The sequence below is a fragment of the Flavobacterium buctense genome (assembly GCF_014486695.1).
Classification (GTDB): Bacteria; Bacteroidota; Bacteroidia; order Flavobacteriales; family Flavobacteriaceae; genus Flavobacterium; species Flavobacterium buctense.
The window spans coordinates 791,169-814,983 of the sequence record NZ_JACTAB010000001.1; the positions used below are offsets into that span (position 1 = coordinate 791,169).

Consider the following 23,815-nt stretch of genomic DNA (forward strand, 5'->3'; position numbering starts at 1 on the left):
AATACAAACTAAAACCAATATTATGAGTGAAACTACAGTAAAAACAGGACATCCTAAAGGACTTTGGGTGCTATTCGGAACCGAAATGTGGGAACGATTCAACTTCTACGGAATGCGCGCGATTCTGACATTGTTTATGGTAAATGCCCTAATGTTAGGAGAGTCAAATGCATCAATTATTTATGGTGGATTTTTGGCTTTATGTTATCTAACACCTCTTTTAGGAGGTTTTATTTCAGATAAATATTTGGGAAACAGAAGTTGTATTATGCTTGGTGGAATTTTGATGGCAATTGGTCAGTTTTCATTGTTTTACAGTGCTACCATATATGATAATAATTTAGGTTTATCTAAAGGTGTTTTTTGGTTAGGTCTTTTTGTTATTATTTTTGGAAATGGATTCTTTAAACCTAATATCTCCTCTATGGTTGGAAGTTTATATCCACCTCAAGAAAAGACTAAATTAGACTCTGCTTTTACTATTTTTTATATGGGAATTAATATTGGTGCTCTATTAAGTCAATATTTTGTTCCACTTTTTGCCGATGTAAAGATTAATGGAGTACAAGATCCTACAGTTTTTAAATGGGGTTATTTAATGGCAGGTATTGCTATGGTTTTAGGAACATTAGTTTTTTTCTTTTTAAAAGATAAATATGTTGTTTCACCTGATGGAACTCCAATTGGAGCAAAACCTAATAAAGATTCTTCAAAAGGTGAAGTTGAAGAACAAGCAAAATTCACAAGTAAATCAATAGGAATTGCAACAATTTTATTTTTTGTTTTATTTTTTACTTTCAGATACTTATTAGTTTCAGAAATTGGATTTAGTAATTTTGAAATAGGAACTTTAGTTAAAGGAATCATTTATCCTATTATTTATGGTGCAGGAATTTCATTGGCTTTTTTAATCATGAGCTCAGCTGAAAGCAAAATTGAGAGGGAAAGAATTTCGGTGATTTATATTGTTTCGTTTTTCATTATTTTCTTTTGGGCAGCCTTTGAGCAAGCTGGTTCATCATTAACTTTTATTGCTTCAAATCAAACTGATAGAACTTTTATCTTTGGATGGGATATGCCAGCATCAATGGTTCAGATTTTTAATGGGCTTTTTGTTGTTATTTTAGCTGTACCATTTAGTATAATGTGGGATAGATTAAGAGCAAAACAAAAAGAACCAATCTCACCAATGAAACAAGCTTTAGGACTAGCTTTGATTGCTTTAAGTTATTTTATTATTGCTCATAATGTTAAAGATCTAGGGAATAGTGGTTTATTAGCAATAAAATGGTTGGTTTTATTATATTTCATTCAAACAATGGGTGAGCTTTGTTTATCACCGATTGGATTATCTTTGGTTGGAAAGTTAGCACCAAAGCGTTTTGCTTCATTATTATATGGTGTTTTCTTTATTTCTAATGCTGCCGGATATGCTTTAGCTGGTTCACTTGGAGCAATCATTCCAGCTACTGGGGATAAATTTCTAAAAGCAGAAACATTAGGTGTAAATCTTCAAGATGTTTTAGATAAAAAAACAACGTTAACAGTTGAGCAAGTTGCTATGTTCGATAAAGAACAATTACCAACCGCTTACACTTCATTTGGAGGTTTTGAAATTCATAATTTATATGAGTTTTTCATGGTTTTTGTTATTTTATGTGGAATTGCTGCGATTATTTTAGCGGTTTTGACCCCAAAATTGAAGAAAATGATGCACGGCGTGAGATAATCACATATTAAAAATATTTTATATCTTTCAAACCTACAAGAAGCTCTTGTAGGTTTGTTTTTTTAAATCAAAAAATTATGTGGAAAAGTCATCCTAAAGCACTGCCTTACTTATTTTTATCCGAAATGTGGGAGCGATTCGGTTACTATTTAATGATTGGAATTTTTACCTTATTTCTCAAAGATGTTGAAGCCGGTTTTTCCATGACTGAGAAAGAAGCGTCCGATTTATATGGTACTTTTATTGCCTTAGTATTCTTAACGCCATTTATTGGTGGTTTGGTTGCCGATCGATATTTTGGCTATAAAAAATCAATTGTCATTGGAGGTTTAATGATGGGTGCCGGTTATATGCTGATGGGAACACAAGACGTCACCATGCTTTATGTTGCTATGACATTGGTCATTGTTGGTAACGGCTTTTTCAAACCAAACATTTCAACGCTTTTAGGAAATTTCTATAACGACGAACAATACAAAGACAAGAAAGACGAAGGCTATAATATTTTCTACATGGGAATCAATATTGGTGCTTTCATTTGTAATTTCTTTGGTGCGGCACTAAAAATTCTTTTCGGATGGCAGGAAGCTTTTATGGCAGCCGGTGTTGGAATGTTTATTGGGGTAATTGTATTTTTGTTGGGAAGCAAACATTATGGAGATAAGACCGAGAAGAAAGGCGTGCAAGAAGGTGATATGCCCTTTTATAAAATTGTATTATTTATCCTTGTTCCTTCGGTAATTTTTGGAGTTATCGGTTGGTTTTTAAAAGGCGTGCAATCAGACGCAAATCCGAATTGTGCCGTTTTTGGATCAGACAGTACCGATGCTTTTATCTTTGCTTGTATTCCGGTAATTTTCTTTTATGGGAGTTTATATTTCAAGGCTAAAGTTGAAGACAAAAGACCTATCGGAGCATTATTAGCCATTTTTGGTGTAGTAATTTTGTTTTGGGCCGTATTCAAATTAAATGGTTCGGCACTCAACAATTGGGGTGATAAATATACCGATAGAGAATTAACAGGAACTACTCAAATGATAGCATCCAAGTTGGTACTTACCGATACGTTGACTTATAAGAAAGATTCTGTCGCTCTTTATGATCAAGCTTTCCGAATCCAAAAAAAAGAGGGAGAAGTGATTAAAACAGTGGATTATCCTTTATACTTCAGAAATGTACACAAAGAAAAATTGCCTGAAGAAAGCAGCAAAGTATTCACTTGGTCAGCCAATTTGAGTCAGTCTATTAATCCGGGTTGGGTGATTATTTTAACCCCATTGGTAGTGGCCTTTTTTACTTATTTGCGCAGCAGAAAGAAAGAACCAAGTACACCAACTAAAATAGCTTTCGGTTTATTAATTTCAGCCTTATCTGTTTTAGTGATGGTCGCTGCAGTGCATATTGGGAATAATGGAAGCGAAAAAGTTTCCGTTTGGTGGTTAGTAGCCAATTACGGTGTCATCACCATCGGAGAATTATTCCTAAGTCCGATGGGATTGTCAGTGGTTTCTAAGTTATCACCAAAGAACATTACTTCTTTAATGATGGGCGGTTGGTTTTTATCCACCTCTATCGGAAATAAAATGTCGGGTGTTTTAGCGAGTTTGTGGGACACTTACGATGACAAAGCCAACTTCTTTTGGGTGAATTTTGCCCTTTTGATGTTTGCTACCTTGTTGATGTTTACTTTGTTGAAACAATTGAATAAAGTAATGAAAGAAAAAGGAATTAACTAATATGGAAACCAATCAAACAATAGCACAAATACAAGATTTTAAAGGCAAATACCCTAAACAACTTTGGTATTTATTTTTCAGCGAAATGTGGGAACGATTCAGTTTCTATGGAATGCGAGGCATGTTGTACTACTTCATGGTTCATGAATTGTTTATGAAAGATACCGATGCCAATTTACAATATGGTGCTACTCAAGCATGGGTTTACGCTTTTACTTTTATAGGAGGATTGTTTGCAGATAAAATATTCGGATTTAGAAAGTCACTTTTTTGGGGCGGATTATTAATGATTGTTGGAAGTATTATTTTGACCATTGATCCAAAACAATTTTTCTTTTTGGGCGTTAGTTTTAATATTGTAGGTACCGGATTTTTTAAACCCAATATTTCTTCAATGGTTGGAAAGCTTTACCGTGATGATGATAATCGTCGTGATGCCGGTTTTTCTTTGTTTTATGCAGGAGTTAATCTTGGCGCATTAATTGGTGGATACATTTGTATTGCTGTTGGGAAAAGCGAACTTTGGGCGAATATAGTACCAGAAAATTTGCGTTGGAACGCTGCTTTTGGTTTTGCCTCTGTCGTAATGATTCTAAGTTTGCTAACCTTTACACAAACACAAAAAAGTTTGGGAGAAATAGGATTGTCTCCTCTTTTAAATGTCACACCAAATAAAAAAAGAATACTTGAATGGTCTACTTATATAGGTTCAATTTTAATTGTGCCAATTATAATAGTAATGGTCTCCAATACCCAATACACAGATTATTTTATGTATGCTATTGGCCCAATATCAATACTGTATCTTCTTTATGAAATGAAAGGGTTTTCAGTTGCCGAGAATAAAAAACTGATTGCAGCCTTGATATTTATGTTGTTCTCTATTGTTTTCTGGGCGTTTTTTGAGCAAAGCGGGGGTTCACTTAGTGCATTCGCTGCCGATAATTTGAATAATACCGTATTAGGAATAAAACTAGATCCTAATGGCGTGAATAATTCGGCCAATTCATTGTTCGTAATTGTCTTTGCGGCTTTGGTTGGAATCGTTTGGCTTTGGATGGCTAAAAAGAAAATAGAACCCAATACAGTGGTAAAATTCGGGTTAGGGTTTCTATTCTTAGCGGGTGGTTTTTGGGTGTTTTATTACACTAAATTCTTCGCTGGTTCGGATGGAAAGACTTCCTTGGATTTATTCACTTTTGGATGGTTTATTATAACTTTTGGGGAATTGTGTTTATCACCAATAGGCATGAGTGCGATGACTAAACTTTCACCTCAAAAAACACAAGCGGTAATCATGGGAATGTGGTTTTTAGCCAGTGCTTACGGTCAGTATTTTGCCGGATTACTTGGGGCAAACATTGCAGAAGCTTCTGAGAATTCGTCAAACTTAGAAAAATTAAATGTTTATGCGGATGGCTATGAACAATTAGCGATTTATGCGCTGATAGCCGGAGTTGTCCTTATTTTGATTTCTCCATTGGTCAAAAAATTAATGCAAGATGTAAAATAGCCGACAGTTTTTGGTACTGTTTTTGTATATATTTGTAAAAAATTAATAACACATGAAAAAAGTATTCCTTACGTTATTCCTGGTTTTAGGGTCTTTAACGATACAAGCACAAGAATTAACCTGGCAAACAGATATCAATAAAGCCATGGAGATTTCAAAAAAATCAAAAAAACCAATTATGTTATTCTTTACCGGAAGTGATTGGTGTGGTTGGTGTATCCGTTTGCAAAAAGAAGTTTTAAAAACACCAGAGTTTGCTAAATGGGCCAAAGATAATGTTGTTTTAGTGGAATTAGATTTTCCTAGAAGAACACCACAACTACCTGAAATTCAGAAACAAAATATGGAATTGCAACAAGCGTTAGGCGTTAGAGGATATCCTACTGTTTGGTTTGTGAATGCAACCAAGAAAGATGGTAAAATTAATCTAGAGCAATTAGGAAGCACAGGTTATGTAGCCGGCGGACCAACTCCTTGGTTGGAAGGCGCTAATAAAATTTTAGCTCCCAAAAAAGCCTAATCTATTTGTTTTAAATTTTATAGAATCCCTTTTCATTTGTATAGTGAAAAGGGATTTTTTCTTTTCTGCATGTGGCTTCCCAAAGACGGACATAACTTTTAAAGTTTGAACCATCCGCTATAATTTCTTTGGGTTTACAAACATAAAGTAAGCGCTCTAAGTTAAGTTTTGGCGAATGAGTGATAATCAATATATCAGGTTTTATTTTTTCAGAATAAATGGCCAAACTGTCAATTAACAGTATCTTTTTTTCTTTGAAATAAAATAGGTTTTGAAGCTTCATTTTTTTCTTGACTTCACAAAAGTTTCCAACCAAATAAGATTGTATAGATAAATTTTGATGCAAAGTATTCAAAATGCTGTCATTGCTGTACACGATTACCGATTCATTCTGTCTTTGGACCATAATCGTGTTTTTTCTAGCGTGGAATACAATTAATTCTTGGGTATGGTTTGTTCTAAATTTGGTGCCGATACTAACGGCTTGTAACACAATAATACTTATCAAAACTGTTGCTGTTCTTTTGAAGTCTGGTTTTTTATAGCAAAGAAATATTGCGATTATAATCAAATAGGAAGCCCAAAGCATTGTTGAAGTAAACGAAATGTTTGTGAAGACAAAATCTTCAAAGGAAGCAATCCACTGAATAAGATTGTTTTGCAATTCGATTAGTAATTCTAGAGGTTTTACAATAATCAATGGGACTTTTTCAAAGCTAGCTATTACAATAGCCACTAAACCTAAAATCATAATAATTCCCAGCAAAGGAAGTACTATAACATTGGTCAAAAAGAACAAACCGGGGAATTGATGGAAATAATATAAACTTAAAGGCATTGTGCCAATTTGTGCCGCAAAAGAAACGGTCAATATGCCCCAAATATATTGAGTGATTTTATGTTTTGGTTGCCAGATATCAGTTAACAAAGGTTGAAGCCAAAGTATAAAAAACAAGGCCAAATAACTCAATTGAAACCCAACATCAAATAAAAATGAGGGTTTCCAAAGCAGAATTAATAACATTGAAACCAGTAAGGTGTGAAAGTTATTTATGGTTCTTCTAAAATGATTTCCGATAGCAACAATCGAAAACATGGTCACAGAACGTACTACAGAAGGCGCTAATCCGGCCAATATGCCATAACTCCATAATGATAAAAGAATCAGCAGTAGTTTGATTAATGCATTTTTCCGGGTATTAGCCATTGGCTTTAAAAGAAAGGTGATAAACAACAGTATGAAGCCAACATGAAGTCCGGAAACCGATAAAATATGAACAGCGCCAGCCCATTGGTAATCCTTTAAAGTTTCCGGAGAAATGTCTTGTTGTTGCCCAAGTAATAAAGCAATCATAATATTGAGCTCTTCTTTTTTGAAATTTGAAAGCTGAAGATTTTGTATGATTTGGGTTCTAAAATTGGAAAAGGCAGTCCAAAGATTCGATTCGGTTTCGTCAAGAATAATTTGCTTTTCATTCACATAAACTTGCCCATAAATCTCTTGATTCTCTAGGTATTTGCCATAATCAAACTGATTGGGATTGTAGGGGTTTTTATTTTGGTAAATACTGCCAATTACTTCTACATGACTACCAATGGACCAATCGTCAATTTGATTAGGCTTTCTAATATTGAGAATAAGATTGCCCAAACTTTGTTGATTGTCAATGCTGGTAACTGTTGAGATATAGCGAGAATTTTTAGCAGTATTTTTTAATTTTTCATGAAGAACAAGCTTAATTTTGTGTGATGAATTCTCTTCAATCTGATGGAGATAATGATTTGGACGTAAAGATTCCTTGTGAAAAATGCAAGTTGTAATGCCAATAATAAAAGAAACCAATAAAGTGAAAGTCCCAAAAAGGAATTTATAAATGGGTTTTTTAGAAAAAAAATGAAATAGAGTTAAAAATAGGACTCCAATCAAAAGACTTATCAATGCCCAAATCGGTTCAGGCGGGTACTTTTGATAAAAAAGTATCCCCAAAACAAAGCACAAAGTTAGCCTTGCTAATGGAAATTGTAAGATTTTCATGTAACTAAATTACACGAAAACTTTCAAATATGAAAGAAAATTACATTAAAATTCTATTTATTTGTACGAAAGTTCTATTATAATAGGGTTCTCGTGTGGAAGAAATGATAACGCCACTTTGAGTAGAGGAATGGATAAACTTAACTTCATCATTGTTGACTTCAATGACCATGCCTACATGATTGATTCTTCTGCCACGATTGATAAAGAATATCAGGTCGCCTTTTTTAGCATTCGATAAATCAACTTTAGTGCCAACAGTTGCCATTTCATGAGACGAACGCGGTAATGTAATGTCAAATTTTTTGAAAGTAGAATAAACCAATCCGGAACAATCAAAACCGGATTTAGTCGTTCCACCGGGACGATAACCAACACCCAAATTGTCTGAAGCACTATTAATCAGTTGTTTGATTAAATAACTTGCCTCTTCATTTTCTATAACAATATCATCGTCATTTTTATGGTTAAGACCAATAGTCTTTTGTGTGGTATTTTGCTTTAAGGCAAGATCCTGACTTTTATTTTTCTTTATTTTCTCGGTATACTTTGCAGTAGTATTAGTTGTCGGTTTTGGCTCAGAATACAATCCTTTTTTTACGGCAAGGTCTTTTGAAGTAACTATAGTAGAAGTCGGTTTACAAGCCGTAAAGAGAAGAAAAAGAAGCGATATGTATGTGATATTTTTCAAATAAAAGTATTTGTACAAAAGTAAAAAAATGCGTTTGGAATCAAAACTACTTCAAATCATTTATGATAAATTTAGCAGTTTTTTCACTGGCCCCAATACCTCCTAATTTGGCTTCCAGTAGGTTGTATTTTGCTAAAAGTGATTTTCTGTAATCTTCATTTAGTAACTTAAAAAGTTCTTTTTTTAGATTTTTTGAGTTGAATTGGTCCTGAATTAATTCGGTTACTACTTCTTCATCCATAATTAAATTGACTAAGGAAATGTATTTCAAAGTTATAATTCTTTTAGCAATTTGATAAGAGATGAAACCGCCTTTATAGCAAACTACTTCAGGTACTTTGAACAATGCAGTTTCTAATGTAGCCGTACCGGAAGTTACCAAAGCGGCTTTGGCTACACTCAACAAATCATAAGTTTTGTTCGAAATGAATTTCACATTTTTATTGGTCAAAAATTGCTCATAAAAATGATAATCCTGACTCGGCGCACCTGCAATTACAAATTGATAATCACTGAAATCATCTACGATACTTAGCATTACACTCAGCATTTTAGAAATCTCTTGTTTTCGGCTTCCGGGAAGAATGGCAATAATGGGTTTGTCATCTAGATTGTGTTCTTTTCTAAAAGACGATTCGGTAGTTTTTTCTCTATTGTGAATCGCATCTATCAATGGATGACCAACAAAATCAACTTTAAAATGATGCTTAACTTCAAAGAATTCTTTTTCAAAGGGAAGAATGACAAACAGTTTGTCAAAATCTCTTTTTACCGCTTTAATTCGGTTTTCTTTCCAAGCCCAAATTTGGGGTGCAATATAATAATGGGTTTTGATGCCACGTTCTTTAGCCCATTTGGCAATGCGCATATTAAACCCAGGATAATCAATAAAAATAATCACATCTGGATTGAACTTTTCGATATCGGCTTTGCAAATTTTTATGTTATTCAGTATGGTTTTCAGATTCATTATCACTTCAGCAAATCCCATAAAGGCCAATTCACGATAGTGTTTTACCAAAGTGCCGCCAACGTTTTGCATCAAATCACCACCCCAAAAACGGATTTCTGCTGAAGCGTCTTCTTTGTAAAGTGCTTTCATCAAATTGGAACCATGTAAATCGCCTGAAGCTTCGCCGGCAATGATGTAATATCTCATCTGTAAAATATTATAAATCCCAAGAATTTAATTGCTGAATAGCATGATGTGCTGTCAAATCAAACTGCACAGGAACTATTGAAATATAGCCTTTAGACAATGCCCATTCATCAGTGTCTTCCCCTTTGTCTTGATTAACAAACTCTCCGGTTAACCAATAATAATCTTTGCCATATGGGGTTTGTCGTTTGTCAAATTTCTCCATCCAAATGGCTTTGGCTTGGCGACAAATTTTAATGCCTTTGATATCATCGTATTTCAATTTCGGAAAGTTTACATTCAAAATCGTGCCTTCGGGTAATTTTTTGGTCAAAACTTCTAAGGCAATTTTCTTGATAAAAGGCTTTATGGTTTCAAAATCAGCATTCCAAGCATAATCCAATAAGGAAAAGCCTATTGCCGGTATACCTTCAATACCTGCTTCAACCGCAGCACTCATGGTTCCCGAATAAATTACATTAATCGAAGAATTTGAACCGTGATTGACGCCTGATACACATAAGTCGGGTTTCTTTTTCAAAATTTCATTGACGGCCAATTTCACACAATCCACAGGAGTTCCGGAGCAAGCGTATTCTGTAATGACTGCATTTTCGGCAGAAACTTTGTTTAAATATAAAGTACTGTTGATGGTAATAGCATGACCCATGGCGCTTTGAGGACTGTCAGGAGCAACGACAATAACATCTCCGATTTCGGCCATGACGTCAATTAAAGCTCTAATTCCCGGCGCATTGATGCCATCGTCATTGGTAACTAAAATAGTGGGTTTGGTTATCATTTTTTTTAAATTCTGTAACAAAGAAAGTTATTTTAACGACTTACTGTGTATGCAAAATTAACCATTTTAAGGCTTTACCACGCTACATTTTTTTATAACTTTGAAGCAATTGCCGTTCTGTGAGGAACGAAGCAAATCATTTTAACAAAATTTTATCTGACAAGGAAAATCTTGGCATGGTTTTTTGTTTAATTTAGACCAAATAATTAATGAATATTATAATGCAGTTTATGAAAAGAAATTATAAAGCATTACTGGTAGTTTTAACACTATCGGTGGCCTTATTGGGATTCAGTTTGTTTCCAAGTAAGAAAGAATCCGATCCGGAGAAAGATAAGTTGTTGATTGAGTTGTTGACTTTTGTAATTGAAAAAGGGCATTATGATCCGGCCGCTATTGATGATACTTTTTCAAAAGGGGTTTATAAAGATTATTTGAATGCTTTAGATCCCTCAAAACGCTTTTTTTTACAATCCGATATTGATGAATTCGCTAAATATGAAACGAAAATCGATGATCAGATTTTAAACAAAGAATTGGATTTTTTCGATTTGACTTACACTCGATTAATGAAGCGAATGGAGGAAAGCAAAAACTACTATAAAGAGGCTTTAGACAAGCCATTTGATTATAAAAAAGAGGAAACTTTTAATGCGGATTATGAAAATTTGCCTTATTGTAAGTCGGTTTCAGATTTAAAAGAAAGATGGCGTTTACAAGTGAAACTTTCAGCATTATCGTCTTTGGTGGAAAAACAAAAACTGCAAGAAGATTATGCCAAAGATTCTAAAAAATCGATTGAAGAACGATTGAAAGAATACAAAGAAAGTTTAGGGGAAAGAATAACGCCTGAATTGGAAAAGAAATTTGTAGAAAATGCAAAGAAAAAACAATCAGAAGCTCCAAAAACATTCGAGCAATTAGAGAAGGAAACCCGAGAAAGTACACTAAGTTCTCTAAATGACAATTTCAACTTTATAAAAGATTTAGAACGCGAAGATTGGTTTTCGGTATATGTAAATGCCATTGCTTCTCGTTTTGATCCGCATACTTCTTATTTTGGACCAAGCGAAAAAGAACGTTTTGATTTGAGCATGAGTGGCAAATTAGAAGGAATTGGGGCGCGTTTGCAAAAGAAAAATGACTTTACTGAGATTTCTGAATTGATTTCAGGTGGTCCGGCATGGAGAGGAAAAGAATTAGAAGCAGGTGATGTTATCTTAAAAGTAGCCCAAGCTGATGGTGAACCGGTTGATGTTGTAGGTATGCGTTTGGATGATGTGGTTAAAAAGATTAAAGGGCCAAAAGGAACAGAAGTTCGTTTAACCGTAAAGAAAACTGATGGAACTATTAAAGTGATTACGATTATCAGAGATGAGGTAGAAATTGAAGAAACTTATGTAAAATCGAGTGTAGTAGAGAAAGATGGTTTCAAATACGGTATTATTTATTTACCAAAGTTCTATATCGATTTTGAAGATCAAAACAGTCGTGATGCCGGAAAAGATGTTGCTATTGAAGTAGAAAGATTGAAAAAAGAAGGTGTTCAAGGAATTGTAATGGACGTTAGAGATAACGGAGGCGGTTCTTTGAAAACCGTTGTAGATATTGCCGGATTATTTATTGAGCAAGGACCAATTGTACAAATCAAATCGGCTGCCGGTAAAAAAGAAGTGTTGTATGATAGAGATGCTAAAGTACAATGGGACGGACCATTAGTAGTCATGATTAATGAGTTTTCGGCCTCAGCTTCTGAGATTTTAGCTGCAGCGATTCAGGATTACAAACGTGGCGTTGTTATTGGAAGTAAACAATCTTACGGTAAAGGTACGGTTCAAAATGTGATTGATTTAAATCAGTTTGTCCGCGGTAGTACTTATGGTGATTTAGGAGCTTTGAAAACAACGACGCAGAAATTCTACAGAATTAACGGTGGTTCTACACAGTTAGAAGGAGTGAAAAGTGACATCGCCATTCCGGACCGATATGCTTATTTGAAAATGGGTGAAAGAGACATTGACAATGCCATGCCTTGGGACAAAATTGATGCTGCTGATTATAAAATATGGGACAAACAAAACAATTTCGATTTGACCATATCCAAAAGCAAAACCAGAATGCAAAACAATAAACAATTGCAATTGATTGATGACAATGCAAAATGGTTAGACGAGCGAAACAAAGAGAACGTTTACAGTCTAAATATTGATAAGTTTAAAGCAGAGCAAAAAGCTTTAGAAGAAAAAAATAAAAAGTACAAACCCATTGTAGATTATAAAAATGCTTTCGATTTTAATTCACTTCCTTATGAAATAGAAAGTATGAAAAATGATTCGGTACTTAAAGAGAAGCGTGACAGATGGCATGAAAGTTTGTCAAAAGATATTTATATAGAAGAAGCAATTCATATTTTAAACGACTTACAATCGGAGAACAATAAAGGATTGTCTACTAAATTAAAAAAAGATAAAGTTGTAAAATCTTAATGGTATTTATGCCAAAAGAAAAGCCACCAATTTGGTGGCTTTTTTTATTTAGCGTCTTAGTTTATTTAATTTTTTTTCAGTCTCGGCAATATCTTGTTCTATTTTTGTAACTTTTATTTGAAGTTTACTAACCTTGATGTTTTCTTTTTCAATTTCAATCGCGGAAAGTTTCCCTTTTGATTTCTGTCTCTGAAACTTTTCTGTTTTTTTTGAAAGTTCTTTTCGGGCATCTTCCAGTTTCTCCTTTTCTTTGATTAAATCCTTTTCAACAGAGGCAATTCTTTTTTGAGTTTTTTCAAATTCTTTCTTTTCATCTTCCAGCTTTTTAGAATTCTTTAATGCTTTCTTTTCAGATTTGAGTTTTTCTTTCAATCTCTTTTGCTCTTCTTTCTTTAGTTTTTCGGCTGCTTTTAGGTCGTCAGCAGATAGAGCTGCAGCGGCCACAGCTGCTTCTAAAACAGGAGCTTTGTTAATATGCAGCGAGTCAACGGTTGTTGAAGTGGAATCTTTGACTTCTTGCGTAAGACCGACATGAATATTCAAAAAGACAATAGCTAAAAAAATAATTTTGGATTTCATAATACCTAAATTTAGTTGTTGATAAATTTTAAGCAATTCAAACTTAAAGAATTGCATTATCAAATTTAAGTGATTTAATCAAATTAAGAATATTATTCCTATTTTTTTTACCATTCATTTACCTTATTTGCATCCATTTTAAGGAAAATGAAAAGAAGTATGGTAAAGCCCCATAGTCCGGAACCACCATAGGAGAAGAAAGGCAAAGGCACACCAATAGTTGGAAATACACCTACTACCATAGCAATATTGACAAAGAAATGGATGAATAGTATTCCGGCAACACAGTAACCATAGACTCGACTAAATTTGGTTTTCTGTCGCTCTGCGAGATAAATGATTCGGATAATCAGAATGACAAATAGGGCAATGACAAATAATGAACCTACAAATCCCCATTCTTCACCGACTGTTGTGAAAATATAATCGGTATGTTGTTCAGGAACGAATCCACCTTTAGTTTGCGTGCCTTCAAGATAACCTTTTCCGAACCAACCACCGGAACCAATGGCAATTTCTGATTGATTGGTGTTATAACCAACCCCTTTCATATCAACTTCTTTACCCAAAAGTATATTGAAACGATCTCGATGGTGTTGCTTAAATACATTGTCAAAAACATAATCAACCGAAAATACAAACCCAGAAATACCAACTAAAATGATAGCACTCATTATCCAATTTCGGTCAATAATTCGACTTCTGTAATAGATAAACAAGATGATGACTAAAGCGATTGCAATAATCGCTATTGGTTCAATAATTAGCGCCAAAACAAATAAAATGATGGCAATAAATCCGGTCCAAACATACCATGATGGTAGACCTTCTCTATATAAAACTAAAATAAAAACAGTATAAATTAAAGCACTCCCGGGATCGGGCTGCGGCAAGATGAGGATTACCGGAAGAAAGATAATTACCAATGCTTGTAACTGACGATTAAAGTCTTTTAGATTCACTTGTACATCGCTTAAATATTTAGCTAAAGCTAATGAGGTAGCCGCTTTGGCAAACTCTGAAGGTTGAAGGGTAAAACTCCCGATAGCATACCAACACCGCTGTCCGGCTATTGTTTTTCCAAACAGGAACAAACCCATTAAAGACAATAAGGCTACAGTAAATATGATACTGGAATATTTTTCATAAAATTTAGCATCTATTGAAAGTACCACGAAAATCATTGGAACTGAAAAAAGGATAAACAAAAATTGTTTCCCGTAAATTTGACTAAAATCAAAAATCGAAGTTTCTTGTTCAATGGATGACAATGAAGAAGAATATATATTCAGCCAACCCATTATCACTAAGACAATATAGATGACGATACTTATCCAATCTAAATTATTTGTTACACTTTGATTTTTCATCTTAGGTTGAAATTATTGTTGAGGCGTACTCTTTTTAATTTCGTTGGAATCTTTGACAGTCTTCTTAACGGGTGTTTTAATGCTTTTGTTTATTAAAGTATCCAGAATCGGATTAGCAATATACTTGTTGTATTCGGCTTGAAGACTTCCTTCTAACATTCTTTTTTCTAAATCTTTTCTGGTAATTTTTCTTTTGATGTACTTTTCAATCATTAAACTCGTAATTGGTCCAGCCCAACGGGAACCCCAATACCCATTTTCTACAAAGACCGCAATAGCAATCTTTGGATTGTCTTTCGGAGCAAAAGCAACAAAAATAGAATGGTCTTGAAGTTTGACTCTTTTGCCATTTATTTTGGTATAATTTTCTGCAGTTCCAGTTTTTCCGCAAATGTCAATTCCTTCTACATTCAATCCGTGAGCAGTACCAAGGTTATAAACATCGAATAAACCATTAATCATGGGCTCATAATATTTTCGGTCAATGGTGGTTAGATGCTTTGTGGTAAATTTTTTATCAATTTGACCACCTTTAATCTTTTTGATGATATGAGGAGTATAATAAAAACCTCTATTGGCTACAGTAGCAATCATATTGGCCAATTGGATGGGTGTCATCAATACTTCTCCTTGACCAATAGCATTAGAAACAATAGTTTTACTTGACCAACCCCAGCCAGGATACATTTTTTTATAGGTTTTAGAAGTTGGAAGGCTGCCTTTTTTACCGGTTGGTAAGTCATATCCCATGAATTGTCCTAATCCAAAACTTCTTAAATGTTTGCTCCAAGCATCAACGCCAACAGGTGGGCTTGAAAATTTATTAATGGTTTTCATGTAAATACTAGCAAAGTAGGTGTTACACGAATTATAGATTCCGTTATGTAATACAGATACGCCGGAATCGTGGCATCTCATGAATCGCCCTGGAGCATAACTGAAGCCATGATGACAAACAAAACTGGTATTTTCGTCAATTACTCCTTCTTGTAAGGCAACTAAACCGGTTAGAATTTTAAATGGCGAGCCCGGGGTATATTCTGCTAAAAGTCCACGGTCATATAATGGTTTTGCAATAGAATCATGATACAACATGGTATAATTTTTAGAGCGCTGTCTTCCCACCAAAATGGCTGGATCATAAGATGGCGCTGTAACTAAAGCCAAGATTTCACCTGTGCTTGGTTCAATGGCAACAATACCGCCACGTTTGTTAATCATTAATTCTTCGCCATATTTTTGCAATTCTGCATCGAGTGTCAAATTAATGTCTTTTCCTTGTACAGCAATAGTATCAAATCTACCTTCCTTATAAGAACCAATATCACGATTGTATTTGTCTTTTTGAATGTACTTTATACCTTTAATACCGCGTAAAATATCTTCATAACTTTCTTCAACACCTTGTCTTCCTATTAAATCACCACTATTATAGTATTTGTTTTTGGCAATAATACCTTCGTTTACTTGGGTAATAAAACCAAAAACATTAGCTCCAAAAGCTACTTGATAATCTCTTAAAGAACGTTTTTGGATGTAAAATCCATTAAATATTCTTTGCATTTCCTGAAAGGCAGCATATTCTTTTTTGTTTAATTGTGCCAAAAATACTGAAGGAAGACGTGGACTGTATACCCTAGCTTTTTCAATTTTTTTAATGAAATCTTCTTTGGTAATATTAAGTAAAGAACAAAATTCAGTGGTATCAATATCTTTGACATCTTTTGGAATCACCATGATGTCATATGAGGGTTGATTGGCTACCAAAAGTTTGCCGTTTCTGTCGTAGATATAGCCTCTCTCAGGATATTCGTATAATTTTTTAATGGCGTTATTGTCTGACTTTAACTTTAAAGTATCATCAATTACTTGCAGATAAAAAAGGCGTATTACAAGTAAAATGGCAACGACAAAAATGATGGTGGGCAACAAAACTTTTCTCATCGTTTACTTGGCTTAATGATGTAGATGATAATAATACAAGTGATAAGCGTAAAAACGGTACTTAAAAGAGTTCGCAACAAAATGTCCCAAAGGAAACTCAACTTAAATACCTCGAGTACAAATAAAACAATATGGTGTAAAACAACGGCAATTAGTATAAATGAAAATCGTTCAGGGGTTAAAACATCATTCAATTTTACCGTTTGGTATTCATAACTCAATCCGAAAGAAAATTTAAATATCGCCGGTCTGAAATAAGCCAGCATGATACAGGCGGCAGCGTGAACGCCACCCGAATTACAAAACATATCCATCAAAATTCCTATAAAGAAACTGGCCATCAAAAGACCGGTTTTATTTCCGTTTACCGGGAAAAGAATGATAAATAAGACATAGGGAAACGGATTGATAAATCCGAACAAATCAATTCTGTTAAAAATCAAAACTTGTGCAGCAAGCAACAAGATGAAACGGGCGATATTTCCTAATAAAGCACTATTCATCTTTCTTGTTTTGGTTTTCTAAGTTTGTAATTTCTGCGGCATCTTTGTTTTTAATGATGTAGACGTGACCTAAATTGGTCATGTCATTAAACAATTTAATGTTCAGTGTATAATAATTCGTTTTGTCGTCAATGTATACGTTTTCGATAGTTCCGATGCCTATGTTTGGAGGGAAAATAACCGACTGTTCGCCAGTTACAATCGTGTCGCCTTTACGAACACCAGCCAATCTTGGTACGTCAATTAACTGAACAAATCCGGTGCTTTTTCCGTTCCAAACTAAAGAGCCAAAGTGATTGGACTTTTTGATTTTAGCATTGATTTGAGATTTGACATTCAAAATACTAATAATAGTGGAGTAGTTTTTTGAGGTATTGTCTACAATTCCAATAATACCGGAGCTATTAATGACACCCATGTTTGGTTTAATGCCTGAAACGGAACCATTATTAATGGTCAAGTAGTTTTCGTGAACACTATAGGAATTGCGAATAACTTTAGATACTATGATGTCAATTTTTTTGATGCCTTTTATCGAATCAATTTGCGGTAATTTGGTGGTATCTTTTTGATTGAATAAAAGCGATTTTAAACGTGCATTTTCTTGTGCCAATTGATCGTTTTGTGATTTCAAATTAAAATACTCATCGATATTATTGACCTTTTCATAGATGCCGCCAGTGAAGAAATTGGCAGAACTTATGACCTTACTTTTATGATAGGAATGCGACTGAATTGTCAAAGAAAAGGATATTACCAAAAGCAGCAAAAACAGTAAGCGATTACTGTTTTTTAGTATGAAATTAAAAATTTGCTGCATCTTTTTTTAGTATTCAGTGTTCAGTATTACTTCGTCAGTTCGCTTGAGTCAGTGTTCAGTATTTTAACAACCAACACTATTTTATAAGTATGCTTCGGAATTTCGGAATATTTTTAAGGGCCATTCCGGTGCCGCGAACTACCGCTCTTAATGGATCTTCAGCAATATATACCGGTAAATCTGTTTTTTGAGAAATACGTTTGTCTAGACCTCTTAACATTGATCCTCCACCGGCAAGGTAAATTCCGGTGTTGTAAATATCTGCCGCTAATTCCGGTGGCGTTTGTGATAAGGTTTCCATAATCGCATCTTCAATACGTTGGATAGATTTGTCTAAAGCTTTGGCGATTTCTCTATAAGATACTTCCACTTGTTTTGGTTTTCCGGTCAATAAATCTCGACCTTGTACCGACATGTCATCCGGTGGTGTTTCTAAATCATCTGTAGCGGCTCCGATAGTAATTTTGATTTTCTCAGCCGTACTTTCTCCAACAAATAAATTGTGTTGCGTTCTCATGTAGTAAACGATATCATTCGTGAAAACGTCACCGGCAATTTTAACCGATTTGTCACAAACAATTCCACCCAAAGCGATAACCGCAATTTCTGTTGTTCCACCTCCGATATCGACAATCATGTTTCCTTTTGGTTGCATAATATCGATCCCAATACCAATTGCCGCAGCCATTGGTTCGTGGATTAAGTAGACTTCTTTTCCATTTACGCGTTCACACGATTCTTTTACCGCTCGCATTTCCACTTCAGTAATTCCCGATGGAATACAAACTACCATGCGAAGTGCCGGAGTGAACATTTTTTTCTTTAAAGCCGGTATGCTTTTGATAAACATACTGATCATTTTCTCAGACGCATCAAAATCGGCAATAACCCCGTCTTTCAACGGACGTATGGTCTTAATGTTTTCATGGGTTTTACCCTGCATCATATTGGCTTCTTTTCCTACCGCTATGATTTTGCCTGATATTCGGTCACGAGCTACAATTGAAGGGCTATCAATTACAACTTTGTCATTGTGAATTATCAGTGTGTTGGCTGTACCAAGGTCAATGGCTATATCCTCGGTCATGAAATCAAAAAATCCCATAAGTCTTTTAAGGGTTTAAACGTTTATATAATTTTTAACGCACAAAGTTAAACAAATTAATGTTTGAAATGACGTGTTCCTGTAAATACCATTGCAACTTTATTTTCGTTGCAAAAATTAATACTCAATTCATCTTTTATAGAGCCGCCGGGCTGAATAACTGCCGTAATTCCTGCGTTGTGAGCGATTTCAACACAATCCGGAAAAGGGAAAAAGGCATCACTCGCCATCACTGCTCCATTCAAATCAAACCCAAAAGTAGTCGCTTTTTCAATCGCTTGTTTCAAAGCATCCACTCGCGAAGTTTGTCCGGTTCCCGATGCTACTAATGTACTGTTTTTTGCAAATACAATCGTATTTGATTTGGTATTTTTACAAATTTTTGAAGCAAATAATAAATCATCGATTTCTTGTTCGCTGGGCTTTGTATTAGTAACGTAAGTTAGGTGTGTTTTATTGTCCGTGATGTTGTTTTTATCTTGTACTAACAAACCATTCAAACAAGTTCTCACTTGACGGTTTGGCAATTCCACATCGTGTTGCACCAAAATAATTCTGTTTTTCTTTTCGGATAAAATGGCAATTGCTTCGTCATCATAGCTCGGAGCGATTACTACTTCACAGAACAAGCTGTTGATTTCGTTTGCCGTAGCTTCATCAATATTTCCGTTGGCAATCAAAACACCACCAAAGGCTGATGTTGGATCACCCGCTAAAGCGGCTAAATAAGCGTTTTTCATGTTGCTTCTCGTAGCTAAACCGCAAGCGTTGTTGTGTTTTAATATGGCGAAAGTTGGGTCGTTTTCTTTGAATTCTAAAATCAAGTTTACCGCTGCATCAACGTCTAATAAATTATTGTATGACAATTCTTTTCCGTGTAGTTTGGTGAACATTTTTTCAAATTCGCCAAAGAAAAATCCTTTCTGGTGTGGATTTTCTCCGTAACGCAACACTTGTCCGTTATCAATGCTTACTTTGAAAATGGTTTCGTCGGTATTGAAATAATTAAAAATGGCACTGTCATAATTCGAAGAAACATGGAATGCTTTGGCCGCCATCACTTTTCTTTGTTCCAATGTTGTAGCACCATTTTGAGTTGAAATCAAATCCAGCAAAAGGGAATATTCATTTACCGAAGCTACGATTACGGTGTCTTTAAAGTTTTTAGCAGCAGCGCGTATCAATGAAATTCCACCAATATCTATTTTTTCAATAATGTCTGCTTCACTTGCTCCGGAAGCCACTGTTTTTTCGAATGGGTATAAATCAACAATCACTAAGTCAATTTGAGGAATATCAAATTCTTTCATTTGTTCCACATCTGAAGAATTGTCTTGACGGTTTAAAATTCCACCAAAAATTTTTGGGTGCAAAGTTTTGACTCTTCCGCCCAAAATTTCCGGGAACGAAGTGATTTCTTCTACGGGAACTACAGGAATTCCTAATTTATTGATGAATTCTTCTGTCCCGCCGGTGGAATAAAGGGTTACATTTTGTTCGTGTAGTTTGCGAACAATAGGCTCTAAACCGTCTTTTGAAAAAACTGAAATCAAGGCTGATTGGATTGTTTTTGGTGTGCTCATGTTGTGTGTGTTGTTGTTGTCTGTTGATACAGAGTTTTAAGGGGACAAAAGTAGTTTTTTTAAGGGTAAAATTCAAGCAAGAGTTGTAACAATATTTTGTTTTTTGACACAAATAAGTCTGTAAACAAAACAGTAGGGATTTTCAATATTTTTATTGAAATTTACCATGACTAAAATCAGCGATAAATGTTACTCTATCTAAGACTGCTTAAAGAAAGTTTTGCCTTTGCCATGAATGCTTTGCGCAACAATAAATTGCGAACCATGCTTTCTTTGTTGGGTGTAACAATTGGTATATTTTCGATTATTGCGGTTTTGGCAGCAGTAGATTCTTTGGATCGAAAAATAAAAGCAGATTTAAGTACGCTAGATAAAAACACCATTTATTTGACCAGCAGATCATTTGGTCCAAGTGATATTCCCAGATGGAAGCGAGACCAATTTCCGAAAGTAAATTATGAAGAGTACCAATATTTAAAAAATTCTCTGAATAATGTGGAAGATGTATGTTTTCAGTATTTTACTTTAAACCAAACGCTAAAATACGAAGCGAATACTGTAGACAATGTCAATATGGTTCCGGTTACCGCTGAGTTCACAGACATACAACGAATGGAATTTTCATCCGGACGTTTTTTTAACGAGTCAGAGTCAAATTCGGGAAAACAAGTGGTGGTTTTAGGACACGACATAGCCGAATCACTTTTTGGAAATATTGATCCAATCGGAAAATCAATTCGCATGTATGGACAAGAATTTAACATAATTGGTATAACCAAAAAGAAAGGCGAATCTATGCTGGGTATGGGCGGAGGTGATGATGTTTCAGCTTTTTTACCCTCTAATTTTTTAAGAAGAATTTATGGCGATAACAATCCGAAAGTTTCAGCATTAATTATAATCAAACCCGAAAAGGGAATCGATATTGAGGCGCTTAAAGGGGAAATCACTCAAAAACTAAGAGCCTTTAGAGGCGTTAAACAAGGCGATATCGATAACTTTTTTATCAGTGTACTTTCCGGATTTACTGATTTGATTGATAGTGCCATCGGTCAAGTGAGGATTGGTGGAATTCTAATCAGTATTTTATCGTTTTTGGTGGGTGGATTTGGAATTGCCAATATCATGTTCGTTTCGGTAAAAGAAAGAACCAGTTTAATCGGTATTCAAAAATCATTGGGTGCCAAAAATAAGTTTATCCTATTGCAATTCTTGTTCGAAGCCATTATACTTTGTTTGATTGGCGGAATTATTGGATTGTTTATTGTATGGTTGTTGGCTATGTTAATGACTAATGTTTTAGAATTCGAATTTGTTTTGGGCTTAAATAATATTATTATCGGAACAGGATTGTCTGCTGTTGTTGGTTTAATTTCCGGGATTTTGCCTGCGATTTCGGCTTCCAAATTAGATCCAGTAGAAGCTATTAGAAGCGGACAATAATTTAGCTTTAGGCAGCATTTTATTATTTTACTATGGTTTTTCCTCTAAATTTCTATTTGCTAATTTTAGTATTATTCTTTAAACAAACTCCTTAACTCTACAATTTTTTGTTGAGTGTTGTCCACATTGATTAAACCACGTCTAGGTCGGTCTAAATCCAAAATCAAAAAAACAGTTAGAGCGGTCATGAGTGAAAAGCCATAAATAAGAACTCGGTTCACTCTCTTTCCATTGGTACTATAACCAATAATAAAACTGGCAGAAAAAATAAGCATAAACAGCAACCAAAAAATGGATTCGGGAACAGTGGCGTTTTTGGTTTCTTCTCGGGTTGTTACTATATCAATCATGCTGTTTAAGGCAGGAATCATTTGTTGCGAGCGTAAAACATTTTCCGGTTTTTGGGATTCAGTCATAACGATGTTCCAAATAGCAGCCGATTTTTGTTCGGTTTTATTTTTGGCAGCACTTATTTTTCCGTTATCAATTCCTGCATCGTAATATTCGATTCGAGCTTCAACATAATCTTTAAAATTTAATCTCAATTGTTTTTTAATGCTGTCAGGATACATGTCACAACGCAATACAGCTGTTCCTATATCATTTGCTTCTTCAATCATTACTTGTCTTCGCTCATCGTATCTTGAGGCTGACATTCCGAAAGTGAAAGACAAAAGCAAGGCTAATAATCCGAGTAGAGAACCTTCAATTGGGCCTAAACCTTCATTTGCAATAAACTTGTCTTTTTTAATATGAGATTGTTTTAGCAAGTGTCCCAACTTATTGAAGACTAACATTAGAATAAACAATGCAATTACGATAAGTAATGCCGGTGTTTGGTATAAAAAGGATTGATTCATAAGCGTTGTTTTGGTAAAAATAAAAAATCCCGAGGATTACTCGGGATTTTTTTATCTAATATCTTGATTCAGAATCAAATCGATATATAAGTTAATTTTGTCTTTCAATTCTTTTCGCGGAGCGATAAAATCAAGGAAACCATGATCCAATACGAATTCAGCCGTTTGGAAACCTTCCGGTAAATCTTTTCCTGTCGTATCTCGAACAACTCTTGGTCCGGCAAAGCCTATTAATGCACCCGGTTCAGAGATGTTAATGTCTCCTAACATGGCATAAGATGCCGTAGTTCCTCCTGTGGTTGGGTCGGTGCATAATGAAATGTAAGGAATTTTGGCTTCGGCTAATTGGGCTAATTTTGCGGAAGTTTTTGCTAATTGCATCAAAGAATAAGCCGCTTCCATCATACGTGCACCACCCGATTTTGAAATCATTACAAAAGGGATTTTGTTTTTGATGGAATAATCGATACCACGTGCAATTTTTTCACCTACAACAGCGCCCATTGAACCACCAATAAAAGCAAAGTCCATACAGCAAACCACCAAGTCTTTTCCTTTTGATTTTCCAACACCTGTTCGAACAGCATCTTTCAATCCTGTTTTGTCGATAGCGTCTTTTAAACGGTCAGAATATTTTTTAGTATCTACAAAGTTCAAAGGATCTTTAGAGGTCATTTTGGCATCTAATTCTTTGAATTCGTTGTTGTCAAACAAGATTTCAAAGTACTCTTTGCTACCAATTCTTACGTGAAAATCATCTTCCGGACTAACCCATAAATTTCTAGCCAATTCATCTTGGTCAATAATTTTTCCGGTAGGCGATTTATACCAAAGTCCTTTGGGAACGTCTTTTTTGTCTTCTGTAGCGGTTTGTATTCCTTTTTCTGTTCTTTTAAACCAAGCCATAATTAATTGTGAATTATGTATTATGAATTACGAAGTATAAGTTGACCCAATA

Annotated in this window: 19 protein-coding genes; 6 read left to right on the forward strand and 13 right to left on the reverse strand. The window is 34.7% G+C overall.

The genetic code is table 11. From position 1 onward, the window contains the following. Nucleotides 1–22 precede the first annotated feature (22 nt). The 4 genes from ICG50_RS03495 (at nucleotide 23) to ICG50_RS03510 (ending at nucleotide 5,498) form a co-directional block, all read left to right on the forward strand. Nucleotides 23–1,729, forward strand: a complete 1,707-nt coding sequence (locus tag ICG50_RS03495) for a peptide MFS transporter (RefSeq protein WP_187659509.1) — start codon at nucleotides 23–25, stop codon at nucleotides 1,727–1,729. 77 nt (nucleotides 1,730–1,806) lie between these two features. Then, nucleotides 1,807–3,465: a peptide MFS transporter gene (locus ICG50_RS03500; RefSeq protein WP_187659510.1), complete on the forward strand. Its 1,659-nt coding sequence runs from the start codon at nucleotides 1,807–1,809 to the stop codon at nucleotides 3,463–3,465. A 1-nt stretch (nucleotide 3,466) separates the two neighbouring features. Continuing rightward, complete coding sequence (locus ICG50_RS03505) at nucleotides 3,467–4,978, forward strand: peptide MFS transporter (protein WP_187659511.1); 1,512 nt, start codon at nucleotides 3,467–3,469, stop codon at nucleotides 4,976–4,978. A gap of 52 nt (nucleotides 4,979–5,030) precedes the next feature. After that, nucleotides 5,031–5,498, forward strand: a complete 468-nt coding sequence (locus ICG50_RS03510) for a thioredoxin family protein (protein WP_187659512.1) — start codon at nucleotides 5,031–5,033, stop codon at nucleotides 5,496–5,498. 10 nt (nucleotides 5,499–5,508) lie between these two features. Here the strand turns inward: ICG50_RS03510 and ICG50_RS03515 are convergent, their stop codons facing one another. The 4 genes from ICG50_RS03515 to surE are packed head-to-tail and all read right to left on the reverse strand — an operon-like array spanning nucleotide 5,509 to nucleotide 10,164. Then, on the reverse strand, nucleotides 5,509–7,533 hold the full coding sequence (locus ICG50_RS03515) for a ComEC/Rec2 family competence protein (RefSeq protein WP_187659513.1): 2,025 nt from the start codon (nucleotides 7,531–7,533) through the stop codon (nucleotides 5,509–5,511). Between the two features lie 40 nt (nucleotides 7,534–7,573). Beyond that, nucleotides 7,574–8,224 (reverse strand): C40 family peptidase, encoded by a 651-nt coding sequence (locus tag ICG50_RS03520; RefSeq protein ID WP_246448713.1) that lies wholly within the window; start codon nucleotides 8,222–8,224, stop codon nucleotides 7,574–7,576. A 46-nt stretch (nucleotides 8,225–8,270) separates the two neighbouring features. Continuing rightward, a complete protein-coding gene (gene lpxB, locus ICG50_RS03525; RefSeq protein ID WP_187659514.1) occupies nucleotides 8,271–9,383 on the reverse strand; it encodes a lipid-A-disaccharide synthase in 1,113 nt (370 codons plus the stop codon). 10 nt (nucleotides 9,384–9,393) lie between these two features. Next, a complete protein-coding gene (surE, locus tag ICG50_RS03530) occupies nucleotides 9,394–10,164 on the reverse strand; it encodes a 5'/3'-nucleotidase SurE (RefSeq protein WP_187659515.1) in 771 nt (256 codons plus the stop codon). Between the two features lie 209 nt (nucleotides 10,165–10,373). On the opposite strand from surE, the gene ICG50_RS03535 reads away from it, so the two are divergent. Continuing rightward, on the forward strand, nucleotides 10,374–12,650 hold the full coding sequence (locus ICG50_RS03535; RefSeq protein WP_187659516.1) for a carboxy terminal-processing peptidase: 2,277 nt from the start codon (nucleotides 10,374–10,376) through the stop codon (nucleotides 12,648–12,650). Between the two features lie 48 nt (nucleotides 12,651–12,698). On the opposite strand, the gene ICG50_RS03540 is transcribed toward ICG50_RS03535, so the two are convergent. The 7 genes from ICG50_RS03540 to purH all read right to left on the reverse strand — a co-directional run bounded on the left by ICG50_RS03540 (nucleotide 12,699) and on the right by purH (nucleotide 20,554). Then, on the reverse strand, nucleotides 12,699–13,229 hold the full coding sequence (locus ICG50_RS03540; RefSeq protein ID WP_187659517.1) for a hypothetical protein: 531 nt from the start codon (nucleotides 13,227–13,229) through the stop codon (nucleotides 12,699–12,701). Nucleotides 13,230–13,336: 107 nt separating this feature from the next. Continuing rightward, nucleotides 13,337–14,599 carry a rod shape-determining protein RodA gene (rodA, locus tag ICG50_RS03545; protein WP_187659518.1) on the reverse strand — a complete coding sequence of 421 codons (1,263 nt, stop codon included), beginning with the start codon at nucleotides 14,597–14,599 and terminating at the stop codon, nucleotides 13,337–13,339. Nucleotides 14,600–14,611: 12 nt separating this feature from the next. Next, nucleotides 14,612–16,543: a penicillin-binding protein 2 gene (mrdA, locus tag ICG50_RS03550; protein WP_187659519.1), complete on the reverse strand. Its 1,932-nt coding sequence runs from the start codon at nucleotides 16,541–16,543 to the stop codon at nucleotides 14,612–14,614. Beyond that, nucleotides 16,540–17,046: a rod shape-determining protein MreD gene (locus ICG50_RS03555; RefSeq protein ID WP_187659520.1), complete on the reverse strand. Its 507-nt coding sequence runs from the start codon at nucleotides 17,044–17,046 to the stop codon at nucleotides 16,540–16,542. Before ICG50_RS03555 ends, mrdA begins: the two co-directional genes overlap by 4 nt. Then, nucleotides 17,039–17,866 (reverse strand): rod shape-determining protein MreC, encoded by an 828-nt coding sequence (mreC, locus tag ICG50_RS03560; RefSeq protein WP_187659521.1) that lies wholly within the window; start codon nucleotides 17,864–17,866, stop codon nucleotides 17,039–17,041. The genes ICG50_RS03555 and mreC overlap by 8 nt, the downstream gene beginning before the upstream one ends. Before the next feature lie 76 nt (nucleotides 17,867–17,942). After that, on the reverse strand, nucleotides 17,943–18,971 hold the full coding sequence (locus ICG50_RS03565) for a rod shape-determining protein (protein WP_121312631.1): 1,029 nt from the start codon (nucleotides 18,969–18,971) through the stop codon (nucleotides 17,943–17,945). A gap of 56 nt (nucleotides 18,972–19,027) precedes the next feature. Then, nucleotides 19,028–20,554 carry a bifunctional phosphoribosylaminoimidazolecarboxamide formyltransferase/IMP cyclohydrolase gene (gene purH, locus ICG50_RS03570; protein WP_187659522.1) on the reverse strand — a complete coding sequence of 509 codons (1,527 nt, stop codon included), beginning with the start codon at nucleotides 20,552–20,554 and terminating at the stop codon, nucleotides 19,028–19,030. Between the two features lie 186 nt (nucleotides 20,555–20,740). Here purH and ICG50_RS03575 point away from each other — a divergent pair, with 186 nt between their 5' ends. Continuing rightward, nucleotides 20,741–21,997: an ABC transporter permease gene (locus ICG50_RS03575; RefSeq protein ID WP_187659523.1), complete on the forward strand. Its 1,257-nt coding sequence runs from the start codon at nucleotides 20,741–20,743 to the stop codon at nucleotides 21,995–21,997. Nucleotides 21,998–22,068: 71 nt separating this feature from the next. Here ICG50_RS03575 and ICG50_RS03580 read toward each other — a convergent pair whose 3' ends face one another. Then, nucleotides 22,069–22,857: a bestrophin-like domain gene (locus ICG50_RS03580; RefSeq protein WP_187659524.1), complete on the reverse strand. Its 789-nt coding sequence runs from the start codon at nucleotides 22,855–22,857 to the stop codon at nucleotides 22,069–22,071. 51 nt (nucleotides 22,858–22,908) lie between these two features. After that, on the reverse strand, nucleotides 22,909–23,763 hold the full coding sequence (gene accD, locus ICG50_RS03585; protein WP_187659525.1) for an acetyl-CoA carboxylase, carboxyltransferase subunit beta: 855 nt from the start codon (nucleotides 23,761–23,763) through the stop codon (nucleotides 22,909–22,911). Nucleotides 23,764–23,815 lie beyond the last annotated feature (52 nt).

Bases quoted from the DNA above. Each gene is read 5' to 3' on its own strand.
- ICG50_RS03540 (WP_187659517.1), bottom strand. From the start codon at position 13,229: ATGAAATCCAAAATTATTTTTTTAGCTATTGTCTTTTTGAATATTCAT.
- ICG50_RS03500 (WP_187659510.1), top strand. From the start codon at position 1,807: ATGTGGAAAAGTCATCCTAAAGCACTGCCTTACTTATTTTTATCCGAA.
- ICG50_RS03510 (WP_187659512.1), top strand. From the start codon at position 5,031: ATGAAAAAAGTATTCCTTACGTTATTCCTGGTTTTAGGGTCTTTAACG.
- ICG50_RS03535 (WP_187659516.1), top strand. From the start codon at position 10,374: ATGAATATTATAATGCAGTTTATGAAAAGAAATTATAAAGCATTACTG.
- ICG50_RS03565 (WP_121312631.1), bottom strand. From the start codon at position 18,971: ATGGGATTTTTTGATTTCATGACCGAGGATATAGCCATTGACCTTGGT.
- lpxB (WP_187659514.1), bottom strand. From the start codon at position 9,383: ATGAGATATTACATCATTGCCGGCGAAGCTTCAGGCGATTTACATGGT.
- mreC (WP_187659521.1), bottom strand. From the start codon at position 17,866: ATGCAGCAAATTTTTAATTTCATACTAAAAAACAGTAATCGCTTACTG.
- ICG50_RS03580 (WP_187659524.1), bottom strand. From the start codon at position 22,857: ATGAATCAATCCTTTTTATACCAAACACCGGCATTACTTATCGTAATT.
- accD (WP_187659525.1), bottom strand. From the start codon at position 23,763: ATGGCTTGGTTTAAAAGAACAGAAAAAGGAATACAAACCGCTACAGAA.
- ICG50_RS03575 (WP_187659523.1), top strand. From the start codon at position 20,741: ATGTTACTCTATCTAAGACTGCTTAAAGAAAGTTTTGCCTTTGCCATG.
- ICG50_RS03495 (WP_187659509.1), top strand. From the start codon at position 23: ATGAGTGAAACTACAGTAAAAACAGGACATCCTAAAGGACTTTGGGTG.
- purH (WP_187659522.1), bottom strand. From the start codon at position 20,554: ATGAGCACACCAAAAACAATCCAATCAGCCTTGATTTCAGTTTTTTCA.
- ICG50_RS03555 (WP_187659520.1), bottom strand. From the start codon at position 17,046: ATGAATAGTGCTTTATTAGGAAATATCGCCCGTTTCATCTTGTTGCTT.
- rodA (WP_187659518.1), bottom strand. From the start codon at position 14,599: ATGAAAAATCAAAGTGTAACAAATAATTTAGATTGGATAAGTATCGTC.
- mrdA (WP_187659519.1), bottom strand. From the start codon at position 16,543: ATGAGAAAAGTTTTGTTGCCCACCATCATTTTTGTCGTTGCCATTTTA.
- surE (WP_187659515.1), bottom strand. From the start codon at position 10,164: ATGATAACCAAACCCACTATTTTAGTTACCAATGACGATGGCATCAAT.
- ICG50_RS03505 (WP_187659511.1), top strand. From the start codon at position 3,467: ATGGAAACCAATCAAACAATAGCACAAATACAAGATTTTAAAGGCAAA.
- ICG50_RS03515 (WP_187659513.1), bottom strand. From the start codon at position 7,533: ATGAAAATCTTACAATTTCCATTAGCAAGGCTAACTTTGTGCTTTGTT.